Raw genomic sequence first — 20,111 nt, forward strand, 5'->3', positions numbered from 1 at the left:
AGGTTGCTGTTTCGCGTGTTCATCGCTCTAGCGTACATGAAGGGTGTGCTGATGCCTTCTACAGAGCTTCTCGCCCAGACCGCGTCCGCGGTCGGCAACTCCAATCCCGCCATCGCCATCAACCTCTCGCCGCTCAACGACTGGTCGGTCGAGATGCCGTTCCTGGACCTGATGAAGAATGCTCGCCCGTTCTGGGCGAACCAGTCGGGCCAGTGGTCGAGCATGTCGCACGAGCAGCTCGAATCGTCCGGCTATCTGGACGAGAACGGCTGGCCCACCGCGATCCCGGCGGGGATGGAGGGGATCAACGCCTTCTGGGACTGGAGCCAGCCCGAGGCGGCCGCGACCCGCGCGGGAACCTATGTCATCACCTACAAGGGCGAGGGGCAGATCACCGTGCCCTTCGGCGGCACGATCGTCAGCTCCGAGCCCGGGCGGATCGTGTTCGAGAACCCCAATGGCGGCCCGTTCATGCTGCGAATCGTCAGCACCGATCCGAACGGGACCGGCGAATATCTCCGCGACATCTCGGTGGTGAAAGCCGAGCATGAAGAGCTGCACGAGGCCGGCGCCATCTTCAACCCCGAGTTCCTCGAGGTCGTGTCGGACTTCCGCCAGTTCCGCTTCATGGACTGGATGGAGACCAACAACTCGGTCGTCGCCGACTGGTCCGAGCGGACCACGTTCGAAGACGCCCACTGGACCGGCGAGCAGGGCCCGCCCGTCGAGGTGATGGTGCGCCTTGCGAACGAGGCCGGCGTCGATCCGTGGTTCAACATCCCCCATCAGGCCAGCGACGAGTATGTGCGCCAGTTCGCCACCTATGTGCGCAACAATCTGGACCCGGCGCTGAAGGCCACCATCGAGTATTCGAACGAGACCTGGAACGCCGCCTTCCAGCAGTATCACTGGCTCGACTCGCGCAGCCAGGCCGAGTGGGGCCGGAGCGCGCCCTTCGACTACTACGTCAAGCGCGCCACCGAGGTGGCGAAGATCTTCGACGAGGTCTTCGGGCAGCAGGCCGACGATCGCCTGGTGCAGACGCTGGGCGCGCATAACGGCAACACCTGGCTGACGGGCTATCTGCTCGACGCGCCGATCTGGCGGCAGGCCGATCCGTCCGGCTACGTCGCGCCCGCCCAGACCTTCGACGCGGTGGCCGTGACGACCTATTTCGGCGGCGCGACCAGCACCGACGCGGCCCTGACGCAGGATCTGCTGAACGCCATCAACGATCCGAACGTCAACGCCTTCGACTATCTGGCGCAGAAGCTGCTGGACCCGGATTATCCGCTGTCGATTCCCTTCTTCGAGGGTCTGCTGCGCGAGCACAAGGCCATCGCCGAGGCGGCCGGCCTGCGTCTGACCGCCTATGAGGGCGGGCAGCATGTGCACCATCTCTTCGCCACCGACGGCGCCGGCGAACAGCTGACCGACTTCATGATCGAGTTCGTGCGCAGCCCGCAGATGGCGCAGCTCTACGAAGCGTCGATCGAGTCGTGGAAGACGATCGGCGACGGCGCCTACATGCAGTTCGGCGACGTGCAGACGCCGAACAAGTGGGGTTCGTGGGGCTTCCTCTCGAGCCTCGATGATTCGACGCCGCGCGGCGACGTGATCTACGCCGCCAACGCCGAAACGCCCTGGTGGGAGGATCGCGGCGGCGTCCACTTCCAGAACGGCGTGATCCGCGAGGGCGGCGCGGGCGACGACGCGCTGACCGGCACCGTGCAGGAGGACTACCTGATCGGCGGCGCGGGGAACGACGTGCTCGTCGGCGGCGCCGGCGATGACGGGCTCAACGGCGGCGAAGGGACCGACACGGCGGTCTTCTCGGGCGCCGCATCCGATTACGTCGTGCATCTCGAGGATGGGGGCGTGCGGCTCGTCGGCCCCGACGGGTCCGACTTCTTGCGCGACGTGGAGTTCGTGGAGTTCGAGAATGGAGGCGTTGTTTCCATGGCCGACCTGACCGACGGCGCCGTGCCGGCGCCGACCGATCCCGCTCCGGCGCCGGTCGATCCGACGCCGACCGACCCGACGCCGACCGACCCGACGCCGACCGACCCGACGCCGACGGATCCGACGCCGACCGACCCGACGCCGACCGACCCGACGCCGACGGATCCGACGCCGACCGACCCCACGCCGACCGATCCGACCCCCGCGCCCGGCGGCCAGTCCCTGTCCGACGACGTTCTGATGATCGGCCACAGCCTGATCGGCACGACGCTGCCGCTGATGCTGCGCGACCTGGTCGACGACGCGCCCTCGGGCGGGCGGATCGACGCGCAGGTCATCAACGGCGCGCCGCTGAGCTGGCAGTGGGACCACTCGTCCGAGGCGCAGGGCGTGGACGGGCGCGCGGCGCTCGCCACCGGCGCCTATGAAGCCGTCGTGCTGACCGAGGCGGTGCCGCTGCAGAACCACCTGACCTGGTCCGACACCTACGGCTACGCCAAGCGCTTCTACGACCTCGCCGTCGGCGCCAATCCCGAGGCGCGGGTCTACATGTACGAGACCTGGCACGACATCCGCAGCGGAACGGGCGTGGACGTGCCCTATGACGAGGGCGATTCCGTGCCGTGGCGCGAGCGCCTTGCGCAGGACCTGCCCAAGTGGCAGGGGATCGTGGATCACGTGAACGCCAACCGCGCCCCCGGCCAGCCCGAGATGCAGCTGATCCCGGCCGGGCAGGCCATGGCGCGGATGCATGACACCATCGCCGCGGGGCAGGTTCCGGGGCTGAACGACATCTCGGACCTGTTCGCCGACACGATCCATCTGAACGACCTTGGCAACTATTTCATGGCCATGGTGCATTACGCGGCGATCTACGGGCGCGATCCGGGCGATCTGCCCGAGGCGCTGCATGGCGACTGGGGCCAGGCCTTCGGCGCGCCCTCGGCGGCGCTGGCGGACGTGATGCAGGACATCGCGTGGCAGACCGTGTCCGAGACCCTTGCGCTCGATCCCGCCGATCCCGCCGATCCCGCGCCGATCGATCCGACGCCGACCGACCCCGCGCCGAGCGATCCCGCGCCGAGCGACCCGGCGCCCAGCGATCCGACGCCCAGCGATCCGACGCCCAGCGATCCGACGCCGACCGATCCTGCGCCGACCGATCCGGAACCGGCCGATCCGCCGGCCGTGGACCCGGCCGATCCGAGCGCCGAAGCGGCGATTCTCGACATCAGCATTCCCGGCGCCTTCGTCTCCGACGCGGCCGCGGTGCGGGTGAACGGCGTGGACGGCATCCAGGTCAACGCCGTCAACGTCTGGTCCACGCTGGGACGCGAGCTGAACCTGGCTTCCGATGCCAGCGCCCGCGCCTATGTCCTGCATGCGAATGGGGCCCAGGCCACCTTCGACGGCGTGACGGTGGACGCCGGCTACTTCAGCCTCGAGGAAAACGTCGCCGCGCCGGGCGGCGCGCCGCTGGCTGACACCGCGCTGGACGCGGCGCTGGCCTTCGGCGGCGTCGTGGTCAATGCGGGGCGCATCGTGGGCACGGCGGGCGCGGACGACTTCCGCGGCCGTGACGGCGACGACGTGTTCGACGGCGCCGACGGCGACGACGTTCTGGTCGGCGGCGCAGGCGACGACGTGCTGATCGGCGGCAAGGGCGCCGACTGGATCAGCGGCGGCGAGGGCGAAGACGTGGCCGTGTTCTCGGGCCAGGCGCGCGACTACGCGGCCGTGACCGAGGGGGGCGGGGTGCGCGTCACCGGCGCCGACGGCTCGGACTTCCTGAGCGAGGTCGAGTTCGTGCAGTTCTCTGACGGCGTGCGCATCTCGATCGAGGACCTGCTGGCCGGCAACCTGCCCGATGGCGGCGGCGCGCAGCCGGATGCCGGCTCGGGCGACGGCTCGGGAGACGGGTCGGCGCCCACGGGCGGCTCCGGCTCGAGCGGCGGCTCCGACGGCGGATCGGGCGCGCCGACCGTTCCCGAGGCCGTGGTCGATCTGAGCGTCCCCGGGCAGATCGTCGAGGGCGCCGCGAAGGTGAACATCTCGGGGACCACGGGCGGCGTGAAGGTGCAGATGGTCGGCGGCGGCTCGAAGCTCGGGCAGGAGCTGGGCCTGTCGATGGACAACACCCACACCACCTACACGGTCTGGCAGATCGGCTACACGCGCGAGGTCAACGGCGTGGACGTCAAGGCCAGCTACTGGAGCGCGCACGCGAACCTGTCCATGAAGGGCGGCTTCCAGCTGGCCGACACGGCGCTCGAGGCGTCGCAGATGTTCTCGAGCCTGCTGGTCGATGTGGGCGAGATCCGCGGCACCGCCTATGGCGACACCTTCAGCGGTTCGCATGGCGGCGACGTCATCGACGGCGCCGGCGGGCGCGACCGGATCGACGGACGCCGCGGCGACGACATCCTGTTCGGCAACAACGGCCGCGACATCCTGACCGGCGGCGAGGGGGCGGACGTGTTCGTCTTCGAGGCCGGCGACGGAAAGGACAAGATCACGGACTTCTCGCACGAGGACATCCTGGATCTGACCGCCTACGGCTTCGCGGATCGGGCCGAAGCCCTGTCGTCCTTCGTCCTTCAGGCGGACGGCGATCTGGTTCTGACCCCGACGCTGACCGACAGCATCGAGCTCGTCGGCCTGCGCGAGGCGGACCTGGCCTGGATCAACGTTCTGGTCTGATCGACCATCTCCGTTCAGGATATTGATGAAAAACGGAAAGGCGGCGGTTCCCCGGAACTGCCGCCTTTTCAATCGCCCGCGATGATGTATAGTTATCTTCAGTCATTTTCATTGGCGTAGCCGCTTTTTTGTTCGCGGCTCCTGTGCATGGCATCCCGGCAGGTCGGCGTCGTCGGCTTTCTCCGCGCGGAGAAAGGCGCCTCCGGCCTTGGGCGTAAGTCCGATCGCGCCCCAGACACGCCGATCCCGGCTCGACCGCGCTCTTTCGACGGCGCGTGCGAGGTCGCGCCCGCACACATTTCCGCGTCCCCGGTTCGTTCGCAGCCAGGTCTTCACCTCCATTTCCGAGGGGACAAATGACGCATGTGATTTCATTCGACGTCGGGTCCGCGCAAAGGCGCATCGGCGTCAACGTGGCCACTTCCCGGCAGCTTTTCGCCGAGATCGACGGCCGCCTGAACGACGGCCAGGGCTTTGCGCTGGCGACGCTCAATCTCGATCACCTGGCCAAGCTGCGCTGCTCGCGCGCATTTCGCGCCGCCTACGCCGCGCAGGACATCGTCGTCGCCGACGGCAATCCGGTGGTGTGGCTCTCTCGCCTGGCCGGGCGGGGGGTCGAGCTGATGCCCGGCTCCGAGCTCATCGAGCCCATCTGCGCGCTGGCGGCCGCGCGCGGCGCCCGGGTGGCGATGTTCGGCGCGACCGAATCGACGTTGAGCGCGGCGGCGCGCCGGCTTGAACGCGCCAATCCCGGCCTGCGGGTGGCGCATCTCGAAGCGCCGGCCTTCGGCTTCGATCCCGAAGGGCCCGAGGCCGACGCAGCCATCGCGCGAATCGCGGCCTCGGGGGCGCGCATCTGCTTCGTCGCCCTTGGCGCGCCGAAGCAGGAGATCCTCGCCGCCCGCGCGCGGCTGGGGGCGCCGGCCTGCGGGTTCGTGTCGATCGGGGCGGGGCTGGATTTCATCGCCGGCGCGCAGCTGCGCGCGCCAAGGGCGATGCGGGCGCTGGCGCTCGAGTGGCTTTGGCGCCTTGCGCTGCAGCCGCGCAGGCTCGGGCGGCGCTATCTGGACTGCGCGATGCTGCTGCCGCGGCTGACGCTGGACGCCCTGCGCAACCGCGCCGCCGAGGGAGGTCCGCATGCCTTCAGGCACTGAAGCGAGAGTTCCCGCCGTCATCATTCCGGCCTGCAACGAAGAGGCCTGGATCGGCCCCTGCCTTGACTCGCTCCTGGCGCAGCGGGGCGCGCCGCCCTGCGTCGTCGTCGTGGCCGCCAATGGCTGCAATGACGCGACCGCGCAGCGCGCCCGCGATCGGATGCAGTCGTTTCAGGCGAAGGGCTGGCGCCTGCTGGTGCTGGAGCTGCCCGAGGGCGGCAAGCCGAACGCCCTGAACCAGGCCGAGGCCGCGGCGGCGGCGCTTGGGGCGGACGGCGCGCGGATCTATCTGGACGCGGACGTGACCTGCGCGCCCGACCTCATGGCCAAGCTGTGCGCGGCCCTGGCCACGCCCGAGCCCCGCTACGCCACGGGGCGCATCCAGGTCGCGCCGGCGCGCAGCTGGGTCACGCGCCGCTACGCGCAGCTCTGGACACGCCTGCCCTTCGTGCGTTCGGGAGCGGTGGGGGCGGGGCTGTTCGCGGTCAATCCCGCCGGGCGGCGGCGTTGGCTGGCCTTCCCGCCGGTGATCTCGGACGACACCTTCGTGCGCGTGCTGTTCGCGCGGCACGAGCGCGTCGAGGTGGACGCGCCCTATCTTTGGCCGATGGTCGAGGGCTTCGGCGCGCTGGTGCGCGTGCGCCGGCGGCAGGATGCGGGCGTCGCGCAGATCCATGCCGGGCTGCCGGACGCCGCGCGCAACGAGGGCAAGAGCCCTCTTGGCCTCGGCGGCGCGTTGCGGCTGTTCGCGCAGGCGCCGACGGCTTTTTGCGTCTACGCGGCGGTCAGCGCGGCGGTGCGTCTGTCGGCGCTGGCGCAGCCGGGCGCCGGAGACTGGGCGCGCGGCCGTTGAGCGCCTTGCGCGCCGCTTGCGCCCGCGGGCGCGGGTCAGAAGATGAAGTCGCTCGCGCTCAGGGCGTCGGCGCGCATGCCGGCCAGAAGCACGCTGTCTTCGCCCCAGGCGATCAGCGCGCCTTCGGCATGGTCGAGGATCGTCAGCTCGGACGCCGCCCCGACGCCCGCGTTCGAGAAATCGAGGCGGTCCTGGCCCTGGACGAAATCCGCAACGCGGTCGCGCCCCCAATCGGCGGCGAAGACGAACACATCCGCCCCGGCGCCGCCGGCAAGGATGTCGTCGCCGCGTCCGCCGGCGATCGCGTCGTCGCCCGCCTGGCCCGAGAGCGAGTCCCGCCCGCGCCCGCCGCGCAGAACGTCGTCGCCGTCGCCAGCGAACAGAACGTCGCCGCCCGCGCGGCCGCGCAGCGCGTCGTGTCCCGCCCCGCCGTCAAGCGAGTCGGCGCCGCGTCCGCCGGCAAGGCGATCATCGCCGCCAAGGCCGGCGAGCGCGTCGTTTCCGGCGCGGCCGCGCAGGATGTCGGCGCCGTCGTCGCCCACAAGCCGGTCGTCGCCCGCGGCGCCGATGCGGATCAGGCCCGAGCGGGCCTCGGCCGGATCGCCGGGCGCGGGATCGTTCGGGACGGGATCTGCCGGTTCCGGATCGGTCGGCGCCGGATCGCTGGGCGTCGGATCGCTGGGCGCCGGGTCCGTCGGCGTCGGGTCGGTCGGCGTCGGATCGATCGGCGCGGGATCGGCGGGATCGAGCGCAAGGGTCTCGGACACGGTCTGCCACGCGATGTCCTGCATCACGTCCGCCAGCGCCGCCGAGGGCGCGTCGAAGGCCTGGCCCCAGTCGCCATGCAGCGCCTCGGGCAGATCGCCCGGATCGCGCCCGTAGATCGCCGCGTAATGCACCATGGCCATGAAATAGTTGCCAAGGTCGTTCAGATGGATCGTGTCGGCGAACAGGTCCGAGATGTCGTTCAGCCCCGGAACCTGCCCCGCGGCGATGGCGTCATGCATCCGCGCCATGGCCTGCCCGGCCGGGATCAGCTGCATCTCGGGCTGACCGGGGGCGCGGTTGGCGTTCACGTATTCCACGATCCCCTGCCACTTGGGCAGGTCCTGCGCAAGGCGCTCGCGCCAAGGCACGGAATCGCCCTCGTCATAGGGCACGTCCACGCCCGTTCCGCTGCGGATGTCGTGCCAGGTCTCGTACATGTAGACCCGCGCCTCGGGATTGGCGCCGACGGCGAGGTCATAGAAGCGCTTGGCGTAGCCGTAGGTGTCGGACCAGGTCAGGTGGTTCTGCAGCGGCACCGCCTCGGTCAGCACGACGGCTTCGTAGGCGCCGGTGGCGAGCGCCGCGCGCCCGTCCACGCCCTGCGCCTCGGACGAGTGGTCCCACTGCCAGCTCAGCGGCGCGCCGTTGATGATCTGCGCGTCGATCCGCCCGCCCGAGGGCGCGTCATCCACCAGGTCGCGCAGCATCAGCGGCAGCGTCGTGCCGATCAGGCTGTGGCCGATCATCAGAACGTCGTCGGACAGGCGAAGGGCGGGCATGGGCGGGCTCCAGCAATGGGGGGCGGCTCGGCGGCCGTCGCCGCGGACGTTATCAGAGCGCCGTTGCAGCCCCAATTGGCGGTATCGCCCAAGAAATCGCCCCCCGCGGCGCGAAAATGGGGAGAAGCGGCATGACGACGCTGATCACCGGAGGCGCGGGCTACATCGGCAGCCACATGGCGCTGGCGCTGCTGGATCGGGGCGAGCGGACCGTGATCCTGGACAACCTGTCCACGGGCGTGCGGGCGCTGATCCCGGCGCGGGCCGCCTTCATCGAGGGCGATGTCGGCGACGCGGATCTGCTGCGTTGGCTGATCCGCCGCTACGGCATCGACGAGGTCGTGCACTTCGCGGGCTCGACGGTCGTGCCCGAATCGGTCGCGCAGCCGCTGGCCTATTACCGCAACAACGCCGCCGCCGCGCTGACGCTGCTGAGCGTGATGGAGGAATGCGGCGTCGAGCGGCTGGTCTTTTCATCGACGGCGGCCGTCTATGCGCCCAGCGACCGGCCCGTGGACGAGGACGCGCCCCTTGGCCCCGTCACGCCCTATGGCGCGTCCAAGCTGATGGTCGAGCGCATGATCCGCGACGCCGCCGCGGCCGGCATCCTGCGCGCGGGCGTGCTGCGCTATTTCAACGTCGCGGGCGCCGATGCGGCCGGGCGCGCGGGGCAGTCGACGCCGCGCGCGACGCATCTGATCAAGGCGGCATGCGAGGCCGCATGCGGCCGGCGCGCGGCCCTGACCATCCATGGCGACGACTGGCCCACCCCGGACGGCACCGGCGTGCGCGACTACATCCATGTGCAGGACCTGATCGAGATCCACGCCCTGATGCTGCGCCGCCTGCGCGAGGGGGGCGCGACGGCGGTTCTCAACTGCGGCTACGGAAAGGGCGCGTCCGTGCGCGAGGTCATCGGCGCGGTCGAGCGCGCGGCCGGCCGGCGCGTGCCGGTGCGGATCGGCCCGCGCCGGCCGGGCGACCTGGCGCAGGTCGTCGCGCGCGCCGATCGGGTGCGCGCGACGCTTGGCTGGCGGCCGCGAAACGACGACCTGGACAGGATCGTGGGCAGCGCGCTGGCGTGGGAGGCGCGGGCAGGCCCCGCGCCCGCCCCGGTCAGCCCTTCTTGAGCACGCGGCGGCCCAGAAGCTCGGCGATCTGCACCGCGTTGAGCGCCGCGCCCTTGCGCAGGTTGTCCGAAACGCACCACAGGTTCAGGCCGTTGTCGATGGTCGGATCCTGCCGGATGCGGCTGACGAAGGTGGCGTAGTCGCCCACGCAGTCGACCGGCGTGACGTAGCCGCCGGGCTCGCGCTTGTCCACGACCAGGACGCCGGGCGCCTCGCGCAGGATCTCGCGCGCCTCCTCCTCGTCCAGATGGTCCTCGAACTCGATGTTCACGGCCTCGGAATGGCCGACGAACACCGGCACGCGCACGCAGGTCGCGGTCAGCTTGATGGACGGGTCGAGGATCTTTTTCGTCTCGACCGTCATCTTCCACTCTTCCTTCGTCTGCCCGTCCTCCATGAACACGTCGATGTGCGGGATGACGTTGAAGGCGATCTGCTTGGGATAGACCTTGGGCGCGACCTCCTGGCCGGGCACGTAGATGCCCTTGGTCTGGTTCCACAGCTCGTCCATCGCCTCCTTGCCCGAGCCCGACACCGACTGGTAGGTCGAGACCACCACCCGCTTGATGCGCGCGCGGTCGTGCAGCGGCTTGAGCGCGACCACCAGCTGCGCGGTCGAGCAGTTGGGGTTGGCGATGATGTTCTTCTTCGCGTAGCCCTCGATCGCGTCGGGGTTCACCTCGGGCACGATCAGCGGCACGTCCGGGTCGTAGCGGTAGAGCGACGAGTTGTCGATCACCACGCAGCCGGCGGCCGCGGCGCGCGGGGCGTATTTCTTCGTCGCCTCCGAGCCGATGGCGAACAGGGCGATGTCCCAGCCGGCGAAGTCGAAAGCGTCGATGTCGCGGACGGTCACGGTCTTGTCGCCGAAGCTGCATTCGACGCCGGTCGATTTGCGCGAGGCGAGCGCGGCGATCTCGTCGACGGGGAACTCGCGCTCGGCGAGGATGTTCAGCATTTCGCGGCCCACATTGCCCGTGGCGCCTGCGACGACGACCCTGTAACCCATCTCCTTGGGACTCCTGAAAATGACGTTTCGCCGCCCGGCCCCGCGGCGCAGGGCGGACGACGGCGCGGTTTACCGCTTTCGACGCCGGATTGGAACCGCAAACGCGCCGGGCGCCGGGGTCAGAGACCCTCGACGATGGTCAGCGTGGCTTCTCCGGCGTTCTCGCGATGCTTGCGCGCGGCCTGGTATTCGGGCGAGCCGTAGCAGTCCAGCGCCTGCTGATAGCTGGCGAAGCGGATCACGACGTGACGCTCGCGCCCCTGGGCGCCTTCGAGCTCGGCATGGCGGCCGCCGCGGGCCAGGAACTCGGCGCCGTATTTCTCGAAGGCCGCGCGCGCGCCCTCGACATAGCGCGCATAGCTTTCGGGATCGGTGACGTGGACATGGGCGATCCAGTAGCCCGGTTTCTGCGACATGCGGCTCCTCCCTTGCGAATTCCCGGATGCGAGTTGTCAGAACAGCGAGCCCTGCCCGCCATCGGGCGCGGCGGCGCGGCGCGGGGCCGGGCGGGGCTGGGGCGCGTCGCCCTCGATGCGGGCGGGGCGCGCGCCGTCGTGCAGCTCGATCGCCACGCGCATGCCCGCGCGCAGCGCCGCCGCCGAGGTGACGGGCGCGCCGTCTTCGTCGCGGATCACGGCGAAGCCGCGCGCCAGCGTGCCCTTGTAGGAATAGCTTTCGAGCAGCCGCGCGGCCTTGTCCAGCCGGTCGCGCGGCCTTTGCGTCAGCGCGTCCGCCGCGCGGTCGAGCCGCCGCGACAGGTCGGCCAGCATCCGCCTCTCGCGCGCCAGGCGCGGGCTCAGCCGCTCGGGACGCGCGCGCGCCGACAGCTCGTCCAGCCGCCGCGCGGCGTCGCGCAGAAGGCGCCGCATGGCGGGGGCGCGCCGCCCGTCAAGAGCCTGCAGCGCGCGCCGGCGCTCGCGCGCGGCGCCGGCCAGCAGGGCCGGGCCGAAGCGCGCCGCCGCGCCGCGCGCCATCTCGCCGCGCTTGGCATGGGCGAAGGCGATGAGCGCGCGCGGCAGGCGCGCGGCCAGCATGTCGAGCCGCTGCGCGCGCTCGGCCATGAGCTGCTCGGGCCGGGGCAGCGCGCGCGCCAGGTCGCGCAGGCGCCGGGCGCTTTCCTCGAGCCGGCGGTTCATGGCGCGCAGGCGCCGCTCCTCCAGCCCGGCCAGGGCGGCCAGCAGTTCGGCGCGCACGGGCACGGCCATTTCCGCCGCGGCCGTCGGGGTCGGCGCGCGCCGGTCTGCGGCGAAGTCGATCAGCGTCGTGTCGGTCTCGTGCCCGACGGCCGAAATCAGCGGGATGCGGCTTTCGGCGGCCGCGCGGGCGACGATCTCTTCGTTGAAGCCCCAAAGATCCTCGATCGAGCCGCCGCCGCGCGCCACGATCAGCACGTCGGGGCGGGGAACGGGCCCGTCGGGAGGCAGGGCGTTGAAGCCGCGGATGGCGTGGGCGACCTGCTCGGCGCAGCCCTGGCCCTGGACCGCGACGGGCCACAGCAGCACGCGGCGCGGGAAGCGGTCGCGCAGGCGATGCAGGATGTCGCGGATCACCGCCCCCGAAGGCGAGGTGATCACGCCGATCACCTCGGGCAGATAGGGCAGGGGCTTCTTGCGCGCGGCGTCGAACAGGCCCTCGGCGGCCAGCGCCTTCTTCAGCCGCTCGAGCTTGGCCAGCAGCGCGCCCTCGCCGGCATAGGCCATGTCCTCGACCACCAGCTGATAGCGCGAGGCCCCCGGAAAGGTGGTCAGGCGGCCGGTGACCACCACCTCGTCCCCCTCCTGCGGCTGGATCGACAGGCGCGCCGCGACCCCGCGCCAGATCACGGTCGCGAGGACCGCGGATTCGTCCTTCAGGTCCAGATAGACATGACCCGAGCGCGGGCGCGACACGCGCCCCACCTCGCCGCGCACGCGCACATGGCCAAAGCCGCTTTCGATGGTCTTCTTGACCGCGGCGGACAGCTCGGAAACCGAGAGCTCGGGCAGATTCGCGCGCGCGGTCGGGGCTTCGAACAGGTCTGACATGGCGCGCAGACTAGCGCCGCCCGACGCGCCCGGCCAGCGCGAAAGCGCGCCTCAGACGCCGGCGCCCGAGGGCGCGCAGGACAGCGGGCGCGACGAGGCGCCGACGACCCGCAGAATGGCCGCGTCGTCGCCCTCCAGCGTGGCCAGAAGGCCCTGTTCGTCGCGCGCAAAGCGCCAGCACAGCTCGCGATCGGGCGCATCGGCATAGGTGAAGCACGCCGCCTGGCCGCGCGCCCGCCAGGCGCCGCGAACGCAGCGGCCGGCCGCATCCTGCCAGATGACCCGCCCGCCCGGCAGATATTGCTCGGCTCCCACGATGCGCGCGGGATCCTCCGCCGCGGCGAAGCGCAGCGTGCGGCCTTCGGCGAATGCGCGGAACTCGTCGGGCGAGGTCGCGCGCGGCTGCGCCGCCGCGGCCGCGGCGAGGCACAGGCTCAGAACTGTTGCGGCGCGAGACCTCATGGCGGCTCCCAGGCTGACGGCGCATTGTAGCGCGCCGCGCGGCGGCGGAAAGCCCGGCCTTGCCAGCGCCGCGCGCGGGCCTTAGCTGTGCCGCGGACGGGGCAGGAGCGCGCCATGACCACCCAACGACCCGACTGGATCGACCGATGGGCCCGCCGCGGGCCGTGGCTTGTCTTGGCCTATGTCGCGACGCTCGCGGCGCTGCGGCTGTGGCTGTCGCCCCATCTGGAGGTCGACGAGGCGCATTTCGTCGGGCAGACCGACCTTCGGCTGGCTTACGGCAACTCGCACCCGCCGCTCTACAACTGGTTGATGCACGTTGCGCTGGCGCTGACGGGCGGGGCTTGGGCGCCGGCCGCGGCGGCGGTCAAGTTTCCGCTGCTCGCCGCCTTTCACCTGCTGACATGGGACGCGGCGCGCAGGCTTGGCGGCTCGCGCGCGGCCCTGGGCGCGCTGGCCGCCTCCGCCTTCCTGCCGCAGATCGTGTGGATGTCGGCCTTGACGCTGACCCATTCGGTGCTGGTCCTGGCCTCGGCCGCGGCGGTCGTGCATGCGGGCGCGCTTCTGGCCCTGAGCCCGCCAGAGCGCCGACATCCGCGCCTTTGGCTCTGGTTCGGCGCCGCCATGGCCCTTGGCGCAATGTCCAAATACAGTTTCGCGCTGTTCCTGGGGCCTTACCTGGCGGCGCTGTGGATGGGGCGCGAGACGCGAGGGATCATCGCCGATCGCCGCGTCGCGATCAGCGCCGCGCTCTTTGCGTTTCTGGCGGGGCCGTCCCTGATCGCGGCTTCGCTTCAGATGCGCCAGACCACGGCGCGCATGTCCAAGCTGTTCTCGACCGAGGGCGCGACCAGCGGTCTCGATCTTCCCGGGATCGGGCTGGACGGGTTCCTGTCCCTGCTGCAGGCGGGCGCGGCATGGGCGGGGCCCGCCCTGATCGTGTGGTGGCTGGCGCGGCGGGGCGCCGCGCCCGCGCCCGCATTTCCCGATCGGCGCGCGGACGCCTATGTGCAGGCGCTGGGCCGGACCATGCTTGCGTCCCTGGCCGTCTTCGCGGCGATCGTTCTTGCGGGCGACATGCACCGGGTGCGCGAGCGCTACCTCACGCCCGCGCTCGCCGCGTTGCCGGTGTGGCTGGCGGCGGCGCGGCCCCTTGAAGCGCCTCGGCTGCGCGCCCTGGCGTGCCTGGCGGCGTTCGCCTACGTCATGGCGCTTGTCGGCGTCGCGGGCGTGACGACGTTCTCCGCGCACCGTCTGGCATATCCATACGACGCCCTCGCGGCGCAGATCGCCGGGCGCGCCGACGTCGAGGGCGCGGTCATCGTCGGCGCGCGCCATGTCGACGGCGCCAACCTTGCGCTCGCCCTGCAACGCCGAGGGTTGGACGTTCGGGCCGCCGAGGCGCCGTGGCCGGGCCAGCCCGAGCCCGCCGGGCGCCAGGTGCTGGTGTGGGAGGGGCGCGGCCCGCGGCCGGCGTCGCTGCGCGATCGCAGGGCCGCCGAAGGCCCGCCTTTCGTCGTCTCGGCCCCGCTCGCCAACCGATCGGGCGCGGTCGCGGCGTTTTCGGTCGAGATCGTTCCCCCAGCCGGCCACGTCAGGTGAGCGGCCCCAGATGCGCCTCCATGGCCTCGCGCATGTCGGCGACGCTGAAAGGCTTGGCCACGAAATGGTCGACCACGCCCTCGACCGCCTGATCCCGGTAGGCGTCCGACGTGGCCAGAAAGACCGGTATGCGGTTGAACACCGGATGCGCCTTGATCTTCTGCGCCAGCTCGACGCCGCTCAGACCCGGCATGTTCAGGTCCGAGATGACGATGTCGAACATCTTCGAGCCCATCATCTGAAGCGCCGCATCGCCTGACGCCGCCAACGAAACGTCGATGACGCCAAGCTTTTTCAGGCACTGGCGCGCAAGCCCGCGCATCGTTTGCTGGTCGTCGACGACAAGAACCTTGAGCGTCTTGGCGGCAGGCATGTGTTTCTCCTACTTCGCGGCTTGAGAAATGAGAGGAAGCGTGACGACGGAAACGATCTTCTGCGCTATCTCATCCAGGTCGATCTCCTCATCCACCGCGCCCAGCTCGGCCGCGGCGCGCGGCATGCCGTAAACCACGCAGCTGTCGCGGCTTTGCCCGATGCAGTAGGCCCCCGCGTCCCGCATGGCCTTCAGGCCCGCCGCGCCGTCGCGCCCCATTCCCGTCATCAGCACGCCCAGCGCGTCGCTGCCTGCACTTTGCGCGACAGAGTTGAATAGAACGTCAACGGAGGGACGGTGCCCGCTGACCGGCGGCCCATCGGAAAGCCGAACCCTGTAGTGCGGGGCGCGGCCGGACACGGTCAGATGTCGGTCGCTCGGCGCAAGGCGAATCATGCCCGGCGCAAGGACCTCGCCCTCTTCCGCAGGCGCGACGTCGCGCGAAAGCTGGTGCGCCAGACGATGGGCGAGGCGTTCCAGGTAGCCCGGCGGCATGTGCTGCGTGATCACGATCGGCGGCATGTCGGCGGGCAGTTGCGCCAGCACCGAAGAGATGGCCCCCACGCCGCCCGTCGATGCGCCGATGGCGATGAGACGTCGCCCATGCGCCGACGCCGTCGGGCGAATCGCGCTAGGCGTCGAGGGCGCGGGCCGGAACCCGGGGAGCCGGGCATGGCGAGCGCCCCGGACCTTGTCGCGCAGCGCGCTCGCAAAGCCCTCCATGTCGCTGCGTCGGGCAGGTTTCGCGACGACGTCCAGCGCCCCGGCCTGGAGCGCCTGAATCGTGGCGCTCGCCCCGCTGACGGTATGCGACGACACGATGATCACGGGCATCGGCCGCGATCGCATCAGGCGTTCGAGAAAGGTGATGCCGTTCATGCCCGGAAGCTCGACGTCCAGCGTTATGACGTCCGGAGAAAGCTTGGGGATGAGCGCTCGGGCTTCTTCCGCGTCGCATGCCGCGCCGACGACGTCGATGTCGCCGTCCGCTGCGAGCATTCGCTTCAGAAGCGCGCGCATGAGGGCGCTGTCGTCCACGATCAGGACGCGCGGCCGGGGGGAGATCGACCGGGCGCTCATTCGAACAGCTCGATTCCGCCGGCGCGTCGGGCGCTGACGCGCTCTTCGATCGCACGCCGCGCGACGGCGCTTTCGTCCATCGCCGCCGATCGCGCCAGACGTTGAACAAGAACGCGTCCGGTCGAAGGGAAGAAGAACACGCGGCGCGGCCGCTCGCCGCCAAGATCTTCGGCCAGAACGGGAATCCCCTCGGTGCTCAGATATGCCTTGACGAAACGGCCGTTGCGATCCCCGACCGTGTCGTCCTTGCCCGAGTCGACGACGCGGGCGCCGCCGAAGATCTTCGCCTCGAGCCGATCCTTCCTTCCGCCGCGGCGCAGGATCTCGTTGATCAGAAGCTCCATGGCGAAGACGCCGTAGCGCGCCGAGCGCAGATCGCCCGCCGCCTCGGATGCGGGAAGGATGAAGTGATTCAGTCCGCCGATGCCGGCGTCGCGATCGCGGATGCAGGCGGCGACGCAGGATCCGAGCAGGGTCGAGATGGCGGCGTCGCCATCGATGACATGATAGTTTCCGGGCAGGACGCTGACGACCTTGGCGTTGAGTCTTGGGTCGAAATGCGCCGCCTGGTCGGTGAGAGCCATCGCTTTCATGCGCGCCTCCGGTAGATGGTTCGGCCGACCGGCTCGAGCATGGGATGATCGGACATCAAGGCTTCCGAGTGTCCCAGATAGAGAAAGCCGCCGGGAGCCAGCTTGTGCGCGAAGCGGTCGACAAGCCGCGCTTTGTCTTCCGCGTCGAAGTAGATCAGAACATTGCGGCAGAAGATCGCGTCGAAAGCGCCCTGCATGGGCCACTGCGCGAAAAGATTAAGCTGCCGGAAACGTATGGCGTTGCGGGCAGGGCCGATGATCTCGACCTCGCCCGGGCCGACGCTGCGCATGCATTTCGAGCGCAGAGCCGGGGGCGCCTCCTCGACCTGGTCGGCGGCATAGATCGCGCGCTTCGCGCGGCCCAGAACGCGCGTGTCGATGTCCGTGGCCAGGATCTTCACGTCGAGACCGGCCTCCAGCGCCGGGAGCATCGTCATGGCGATGGAGTAGGCCTCGGCCCCGTTCGAGCATCCCGCCGACCAAAGGCGCACCCTGGGCGGGCGTTTCCTTAGGACATTCTGCAGAAGCTCCGAGGCCAGATGCTCGAAATGGTGCCTTTCGCGGAAGAACGACGTCAGGTTCGTCGTCAGCGCGTTGACGAATTCGGTGCGCTCATCGACGCCGTCCGGCCCGGAGACAAGGTCGAGATACTCCTTGAAGTTGTCGAGTCCGAGGGCTTTGAGGCGCCGCGCCAGTCGCGACTGCACCAGGCTGATCTTGTGCGGCGCCAGGACGATGCCCGCGAGCTGGCGCAGAAGCGCGGCCGCCCGCCGGAAGTCCTCTTCGGAGATCCTTGCGTCATGAGCGCATGTGCGCTCGCGGCGTTGCGCATGCAGCGCCGTCATGCTCAGAACTCCGACCAGTCTTCGTCGTCGACGACCGCAAGGTCCGCCGCCGCCGCCCCGCCTGCGCCGGGCGTCGCCTTGGCCGCGGGCGCGGCCGCGATGCGCTCGGGCTTGGCAGGTTTGGGCGAGCGCGTGCCGCCAGGCTGGGCGACGGTCTGGAAGAAGCTCACCAGGTCAAGCAGCCATTCGGTTTCGTTCTGCAGCGCGCGGGCCGATTTCGCGCTTTCCTCGGCCATGGCGGCGTTCTTCTGCGTCATCTCGTCGATATGCGCGACCGCGCTCGAGATTTCCTGGACGCCGGTGGATTGCTCTTCGCTCGCGGTGGAGATGTCATCGATCGTTTCCGCGACGCGCGCGATGGACGCGACGATTTCGCTCAGCGCTGCGCCGGTTTGCTTGACCAGCGAGACGCCCTCGTCGACATGGGTCGAGCTGTCATGGATCAGAGCAGTAATGTCCTTGGCCGCCTTGCTGGATCGCTGGGCCAGGGTTCGGACCTCGGCCGCGACCACGGCGAAGCCCTTGCCCGCTTCGCCGGCGCGGGCGGCCTCGACCGCGGCGTTGAGCGCAAGCAGGTTGGTCTGGAAGGCGATCGCCTCGATGACGCTGATGATGTCCGAAATCTTGGCCGAGCTGCTTTCGATGCGCGACATGGCGTCGACCGCGCGCTCCATGATCTGCTTGCCGCTCTCGGCCCTTTCCGCCGCGCCGCGCGCCAGTTCGGTCGCCTGTCGGGCGTTGTCCGCATTGGCCTTCACGTTGGCGGTCATTTCTTCCATCGTGGCGGCGGTTTCCTCGAGCGACGCCGCCTGCGATTCGGTTCTGCTCGACAGAGCCGCCGCGTCTTCGGCGATCTTGCGCATGCCTTCGCCCATTCCGGTGGCGCTGCGCATGATGTTCTGCACGGTTTCGGCGAACTTTTCGTTCATCCGGTTCACGGCGGCTGCCAGCTCGAGGAACGCGCCCTGGCCGGTTTCGGGCATGCGCTCGACCAGGCGGCCCGAGGCGTTCGCCTTCAGCACGCGCTCGAGGTCCGTGAAGAATGCCTGCGTGGTTTCGCAGATGCGGTTGATGCCGACGGCCGCATCCTTCATGTAACCATCGGCCTTCGCCAGATTGACCCGCCGCGAGAAGTCGCCGCGCGACACGGCGTCGATGACCGTCGCGACCTGCCGTTCCATGGCCTCGACGTCGGTCAGATCCTTCCAGTCGAGCGAATAGCCGAGCGGAACCCCGTTGCGGTCCTTGACGGGGGTGACGGCGAAGGCCAGCGATCGTTCGCCGAGACGGAATTTTCCCTTGAAGGATCCTTCGAGGGCGCTCAGCCGCTTGCGAATGGCGACGGCGTCGCGATGGAAGATGTCGATGTTGCGGCCGACGATCGAGCGCGCCTCGAAGTCGGGAATGCGCTTTTTCAGCTCGTCTTCGCATTTCTCCAGCATCGAGATGAACGACTGGTTGGCGAAGATGATGTTGAAGTCCGCGTCGGCGATGGTCACCAGCGAATCGCTGGCGTCAATGGCGGAGACGAGGCGCTGGGTTTCCTGGGATTTCTCGTGGATCACGTGAAGCGACCGAGCAAGGTCGCCAAGCTCGTCGGAGCGCTGGAGCCCCGGGGGCACGACGTCCTCGCCTTCCGCAAGGCGCGAGACCGCCGCCGCGATGCCCCTGATCGGACGGGAAAATCCGCGCGCGCCCAGCCAGCCAAGCAGGGCGACCAAGACCAGCGCCGGCGCCATCGCCATGGTCATGTCGATGATGTTCTGTCGGGTTGCCGCCAGAGCCTTGTCCAAAGGTTGCGTCGTCTGCACGAACCAGCTCAGCCCGCGATGACTTGCCGCGGCGATGGCGACGGCCGCGCTGCTTCCGTCGGACATGCTGACGATCCTGGCCGGAATCTCCCCCGAGCGGGCCTCTTCGAGCATCTGCGCGAGCGCTTCTTCGGGAACGGTGGGCTTGCCCGAGGGAGCGCGGGTCAGATACTCGCCGTCGGCGTTGCGCAGGATGACCTGAACGCCGGTCAGAACGTCGGACTGCGCCTTGACGAGCGAATTCAGATTCTCCTTCGAAAGACGCAGCACGATGGCGCCGCCGAAGCTGTTCTTCGGACCATTGACCGAGATCGCGGCGAAGCCGGCCTCGCGCGGGCCGGCAGGGTAGGCGCCGTATTCCGAGAAGCGGATTTCGCCGCCGCGTCCCGAGCCGCCGAGATCGTTCAGCAGGCTTGCAAGCGGCGACGAAGCGTATTCGGGCGCGGAAAGGCTGGCGCCCAGATCCTTGCGCGCTCCGGTCGAGAAGAAGATGCGCCCCTCCTTGGATACGAAGAGGAGATCCTGATACCCGCCAGAGTCGGCGAAGGACTTGAGCGTGTCGATGAACCGACCATATGCGATGGCGTAGGGGGAAATTCCGTCCATCCCCTGGCCCTTCGCCGCGGCGCGCAGCGCCTCGGGCCCGCCGGGCTGCTGCAGGTGGGCCGAGTAAAGCTCCTGGAAAGCCGATCCGCCGAACGGGCTCGAGGCAAGGAAAGCCAGATCCTTGTCCACGGCCGCGGCCTCGCGCTTGATCTGCGTGCGGCTGCGCTTGGCCGTGGCGACGATGTTCTCCTTCAGCTCCTGCTCGGCATTGCGTTTGGTCGAGACCACGGCGACCGCGCCGACCAGAAGGCTGCACAGCAATGCCGCGCCGGCCGTCGCGGCGGTCATCTTGGTCGTAACGTTCAGGCGGCCCAGGCGCGGGAGTCTTGCGATCATGTCCTTGCCTCTTTCACGTGCCCA

The 20,111-nt window shown here is 69.8% G+C and carries 15 protein-coding genes; 5 read left to right on the forward strand and 10 right to left on the reverse strand.

Annotation, left to right across the window (positions count from 1 at the left end):
- Positions 1-51 precede the first annotated feature (51 nt).
- From BMW67_RS16155 to BMW67_RS08675, 3 genes are all read left to right on the forward strand, one after another.
- The gene (locus tag BMW67_RS16155) at positions 52-4,662 is read left to right on the forward strand and encodes a hypothetical protein (protein ID WP_072747131.1); all 4,611 of its coding nucleotides are present in this window, start codon (positions 52-54) and stop codon (positions 4,660-4,662) included.
- Positions 4,663-5,018: 356 nt separating this feature from the next.
- The gene (locus tag BMW67_RS08670; protein WP_072747132.1) at positions 5,019-5,816 is read left to right on the forward strand and encodes a WecB/TagA/CpsF family glycosyltransferase; all 798 of its coding nucleotides are present in this window, start codon (positions 5,019-5,021) and stop codon (positions 5,814-5,816) included.
- Complete coding sequence (locus tag BMW67_RS08675; RefSeq protein ID WP_072747133.1) at positions 5,800-6,669, forward strand: glycosyltransferase; 870 nt, start codon at positions 5,800-5,802, stop codon at positions 6,667-6,669. The genes BMW67_RS08670 and BMW67_RS08675 overlap by 17 nt, the downstream gene beginning before the upstream one ends.
- A 35-nt stretch (positions 6,670-6,704) precedes the next feature.
- Here BMW67_RS08675 and BMW67_RS16160 read toward each other — a convergent pair whose 3' ends face one another.
- Positions 6,705-8,216 carry a calcium-binding protein gene (locus tag BMW67_RS16160; protein ID WP_072747134.1) on the reverse strand — a complete coding sequence of 504 codons (1,512 nt, stop codon included), beginning with the start codon at positions 8,214-8,216 and terminating at the stop codon, positions 6,705-6,707.
- A gap of 131 nt (positions 8,217-8,347) precedes the next feature.
- On the opposite strand from BMW67_RS16160, the gene galE reads away from it, so the two are divergent.
- Positions 8,348-9,346 carry a UDP-glucose 4-epimerase GalE gene (gene galE / locus BMW67_RS08685; RefSeq protein ID WP_072747135.1) on the forward strand — a complete coding sequence of 333 codons (999 nt, stop codon included), beginning with the start codon at positions 8,348-8,350 and terminating at the stop codon, positions 9,344-9,346.
- Here the strand turns inward: galE and BMW67_RS08690 are convergent.
- The 4 genes from BMW67_RS08690 to BMW67_RS08705 all read right to left on the reverse strand — a co-directional run bounded on the left by BMW67_RS08690 (position 9,333) and on the right by BMW67_RS08705 (position 12,841).
- Positions 9,333-10,355 (reverse strand): aspartate-semialdehyde dehydrogenase, encoded by a 1,023-nt coding sequence (locus BMW67_RS08690; protein WP_072747136.1) that lies wholly within the window; start codon positions 10,353-10,355, stop codon positions 9,333-9,335. The genes galE and BMW67_RS08690 overlap by 14 nt on opposite strands.
- Before the next feature lie 119 nt (positions 10,356-10,474).
- Complete coding sequence (locus BMW67_RS08695) at positions 10,475-10,771, reverse strand: DUF1330 domain-containing protein (RefSeq protein ID WP_072747137.1); 297 nt, start codon at positions 10,769-10,771, stop codon at positions 10,475-10,477.
- 36 nt (positions 10,772-10,807) lie between these two features.
- Entirely contained in the window at positions 10,808-12,379 is a 1,572-nt protein-coding gene (gene xseA / locus BMW67_RS08700) for an exodeoxyribonuclease VII large subunit (protein ID WP_072747138.1), read from the reverse strand.
- A 51-nt stretch (positions 12,380-12,430) separates the two neighbouring features.
- The gene (locus BMW67_RS08705) at positions 12,431-12,841 is read right to left on the reverse strand and encodes a hypothetical protein (RefSeq protein WP_072747139.1); all 411 of its coding nucleotides are present in this window, start codon (positions 12,839-12,841) and stop codon (positions 12,431-12,433) included.
- A gap of 114 nt (positions 12,842-12,955) precedes the next feature.
- On the opposite strand from BMW67_RS08705, the gene BMW67_RS08710 reads away from it, so the two are divergent.
- Positions 12,956-14,443, forward strand: a complete 1,488-nt coding sequence (locus BMW67_RS08710) for an ArnT family glycosyltransferase (RefSeq protein ID WP_072747140.1) — start codon at positions 12,956-12,958, stop codon at positions 14,441-14,443.
- Here BMW67_RS08710 and BMW67_RS08715 read toward each other — a convergent pair.
- From BMW67_RS08715 to BMW67_RS16235, 5 genes are read right to left on the reverse strand one after another with little or no spacing between them, the layout of a single operon-like run.
- A complete protein-coding gene (locus tag BMW67_RS08715; RefSeq protein ID WP_072747141.1) occupies positions 14,436-14,816 on the reverse strand; it encodes a response regulator in 381 nt (126 codons plus the stop codon). The two genes, BMW67_RS08710 and BMW67_RS08715, sit on opposite strands and share 8 nt — an antisense overlap.
- Before the next feature lie 9 nt (positions 14,817-14,825).
- On the reverse strand, positions 14,826-15,896 hold the full coding sequence (locus BMW67_RS08720; RefSeq protein WP_072747142.1) for a protein-glutamate methylesterase/protein-glutamine glutaminase: 1,071 nt from the start codon (positions 15,894-15,896) through the stop codon (positions 14,826-14,828).
- A complete protein-coding gene (gene cheD, locus BMW67_RS08725; protein ID WP_072747143.1) occupies positions 15,893-16,489 on the reverse strand; it encodes a chemoreceptor glutamine deamidase CheD in 597 nt (198 codons plus the stop codon). The genes BMW67_RS08720 and cheD overlap by 4 nt, the downstream gene beginning before the upstream one ends.
- Positions 16,486-17,334 (reverse strand): CheR family methyltransferase, encoded by an 849-nt coding sequence (locus BMW67_RS08730; protein ID WP_072747144.1) that lies wholly within the window; start codon positions 17,332-17,334, stop codon positions 16,486-16,488. The genes cheD and BMW67_RS08730 overlap by 4 nt, the downstream gene beginning before the upstream one ends.
- A gap of 2 nt (positions 17,335-17,336) precedes the next feature.
- Positions 17,337-20,087, reverse strand: a complete 2,751-nt coding sequence (locus BMW67_RS16235; protein ID WP_072747145.1) for a methyl-accepting chemotaxis protein — start codon at positions 20,085-20,087, stop codon at positions 17,337-17,339.
- Positions 20,088-20,111: the final 24 nt, after the last annotated feature.

This window comes from Oceanicella actignis, from assembly GCF_900111545.1.
In the GTDB taxonomy this organism is placed as follows: domain Bacteria; phylum Pseudomonadota; class Alphaproteobacteria; order Rhodobacterales; family Rhodobacteraceae; genus Oceanicella; species Oceanicella actignis.

Bases quoted from the DNA above. Each gene is read 5' to 3' on its own strand.
- BMW67_RS16155 (WP_072747131.1), top strand. From the start codon at position 52: ATGCCTTCTACAGAGCTTCTCGCCCAGACCGCGTCCGCGGTCGGCAAC.
- BMW67_RS08670 (WP_072747132.1), top strand. From the start codon at position 5,019: ATGACGCATGTGATTTCATTCGACGTCGGGTCCGCGCAAAGGCGCATC.
- BMW67_RS08675 (WP_072747133.1), top strand. From the start codon at position 5,800: ATGCCTTCAGGCACTGAAGCGAGAGTTCCCGCCGTCATCATTCCGGCC.
- BMW67_RS16160 (WP_072747134.1), bottom strand. From the start codon at position 8,216: ATGCCCGCCCTTCGCCTGTCCGACGACGTTCTGATGATCGGCCACAGC.
- galE (WP_072747135.1), top strand. From the start codon at position 8,348: ATGACGACGCTGATCACCGGAGGCGCGGGCTACATCGGCAGCCACATG.
- BMW67_RS08690 (WP_072747136.1), bottom strand. From the start codon at position 10,355: ATGGGTTACAGGGTCGTCGTCGCAGGCGCCACGGGCAATGTGGGCCGC.
- BMW67_RS08695 (WP_072747137.1), bottom strand. From the start codon at position 10,771: ATGTCGCAGAAACCGGGCTACTGGATCGCCCATGTCCACGTCACCGAT.
- xseA (WP_072747138.1), bottom strand. From the start codon at position 12,379: ATGTCAGACCTGTTCGAAGCCCCGACCGCGCGCGCGAATCTGCCCGAG.
- BMW67_RS08705 (WP_072747139.1), bottom strand. From the start codon at position 12,841: ATGAGGTCTCGCGCCGCAACAGTTCTGAGCCTGTGCCTCGCCGCGGCC.
- BMW67_RS08710 (WP_072747140.1), top strand. From the start codon at position 12,956: ATGACCACCCAACGACCCGACTGGATCGACCGATGGGCCCGCCGCGGG.
- BMW67_RS08715 (WP_072747141.1), bottom strand. From the start codon at position 14,816: ATGCCTGCCGCCAAGACGCTCAAGGTTCTTGTCGTCGACGACCAGCAA.
- BMW67_RS08720 (WP_072747142.1), bottom strand. From the start codon at position 15,896: ATGAGCGCCCGGTCGATCTCCCCCCGGCCGCGCGTCCTGATCGTGGAC.
- cheD (WP_072747143.1), bottom strand. From the start codon at position 16,489: ATGAAAGCGATGGCTCTCACCGACCAGGCGGCGCATTTCGACCCAAGA.
- BMW67_RS08730 (WP_072747144.1), bottom strand. From the start codon at position 17,334: ATGACGGCGCTGCATGCGCAACGCCGCGAGCGCACATGCGCTCATGAC.
- BMW67_RS16235 (WP_072747145.1), bottom strand. From the start codon at position 20,087: ATGATCGCAAGACTCCCGCGCCTGGGCCGCCTGAACGTTACGACCAAG.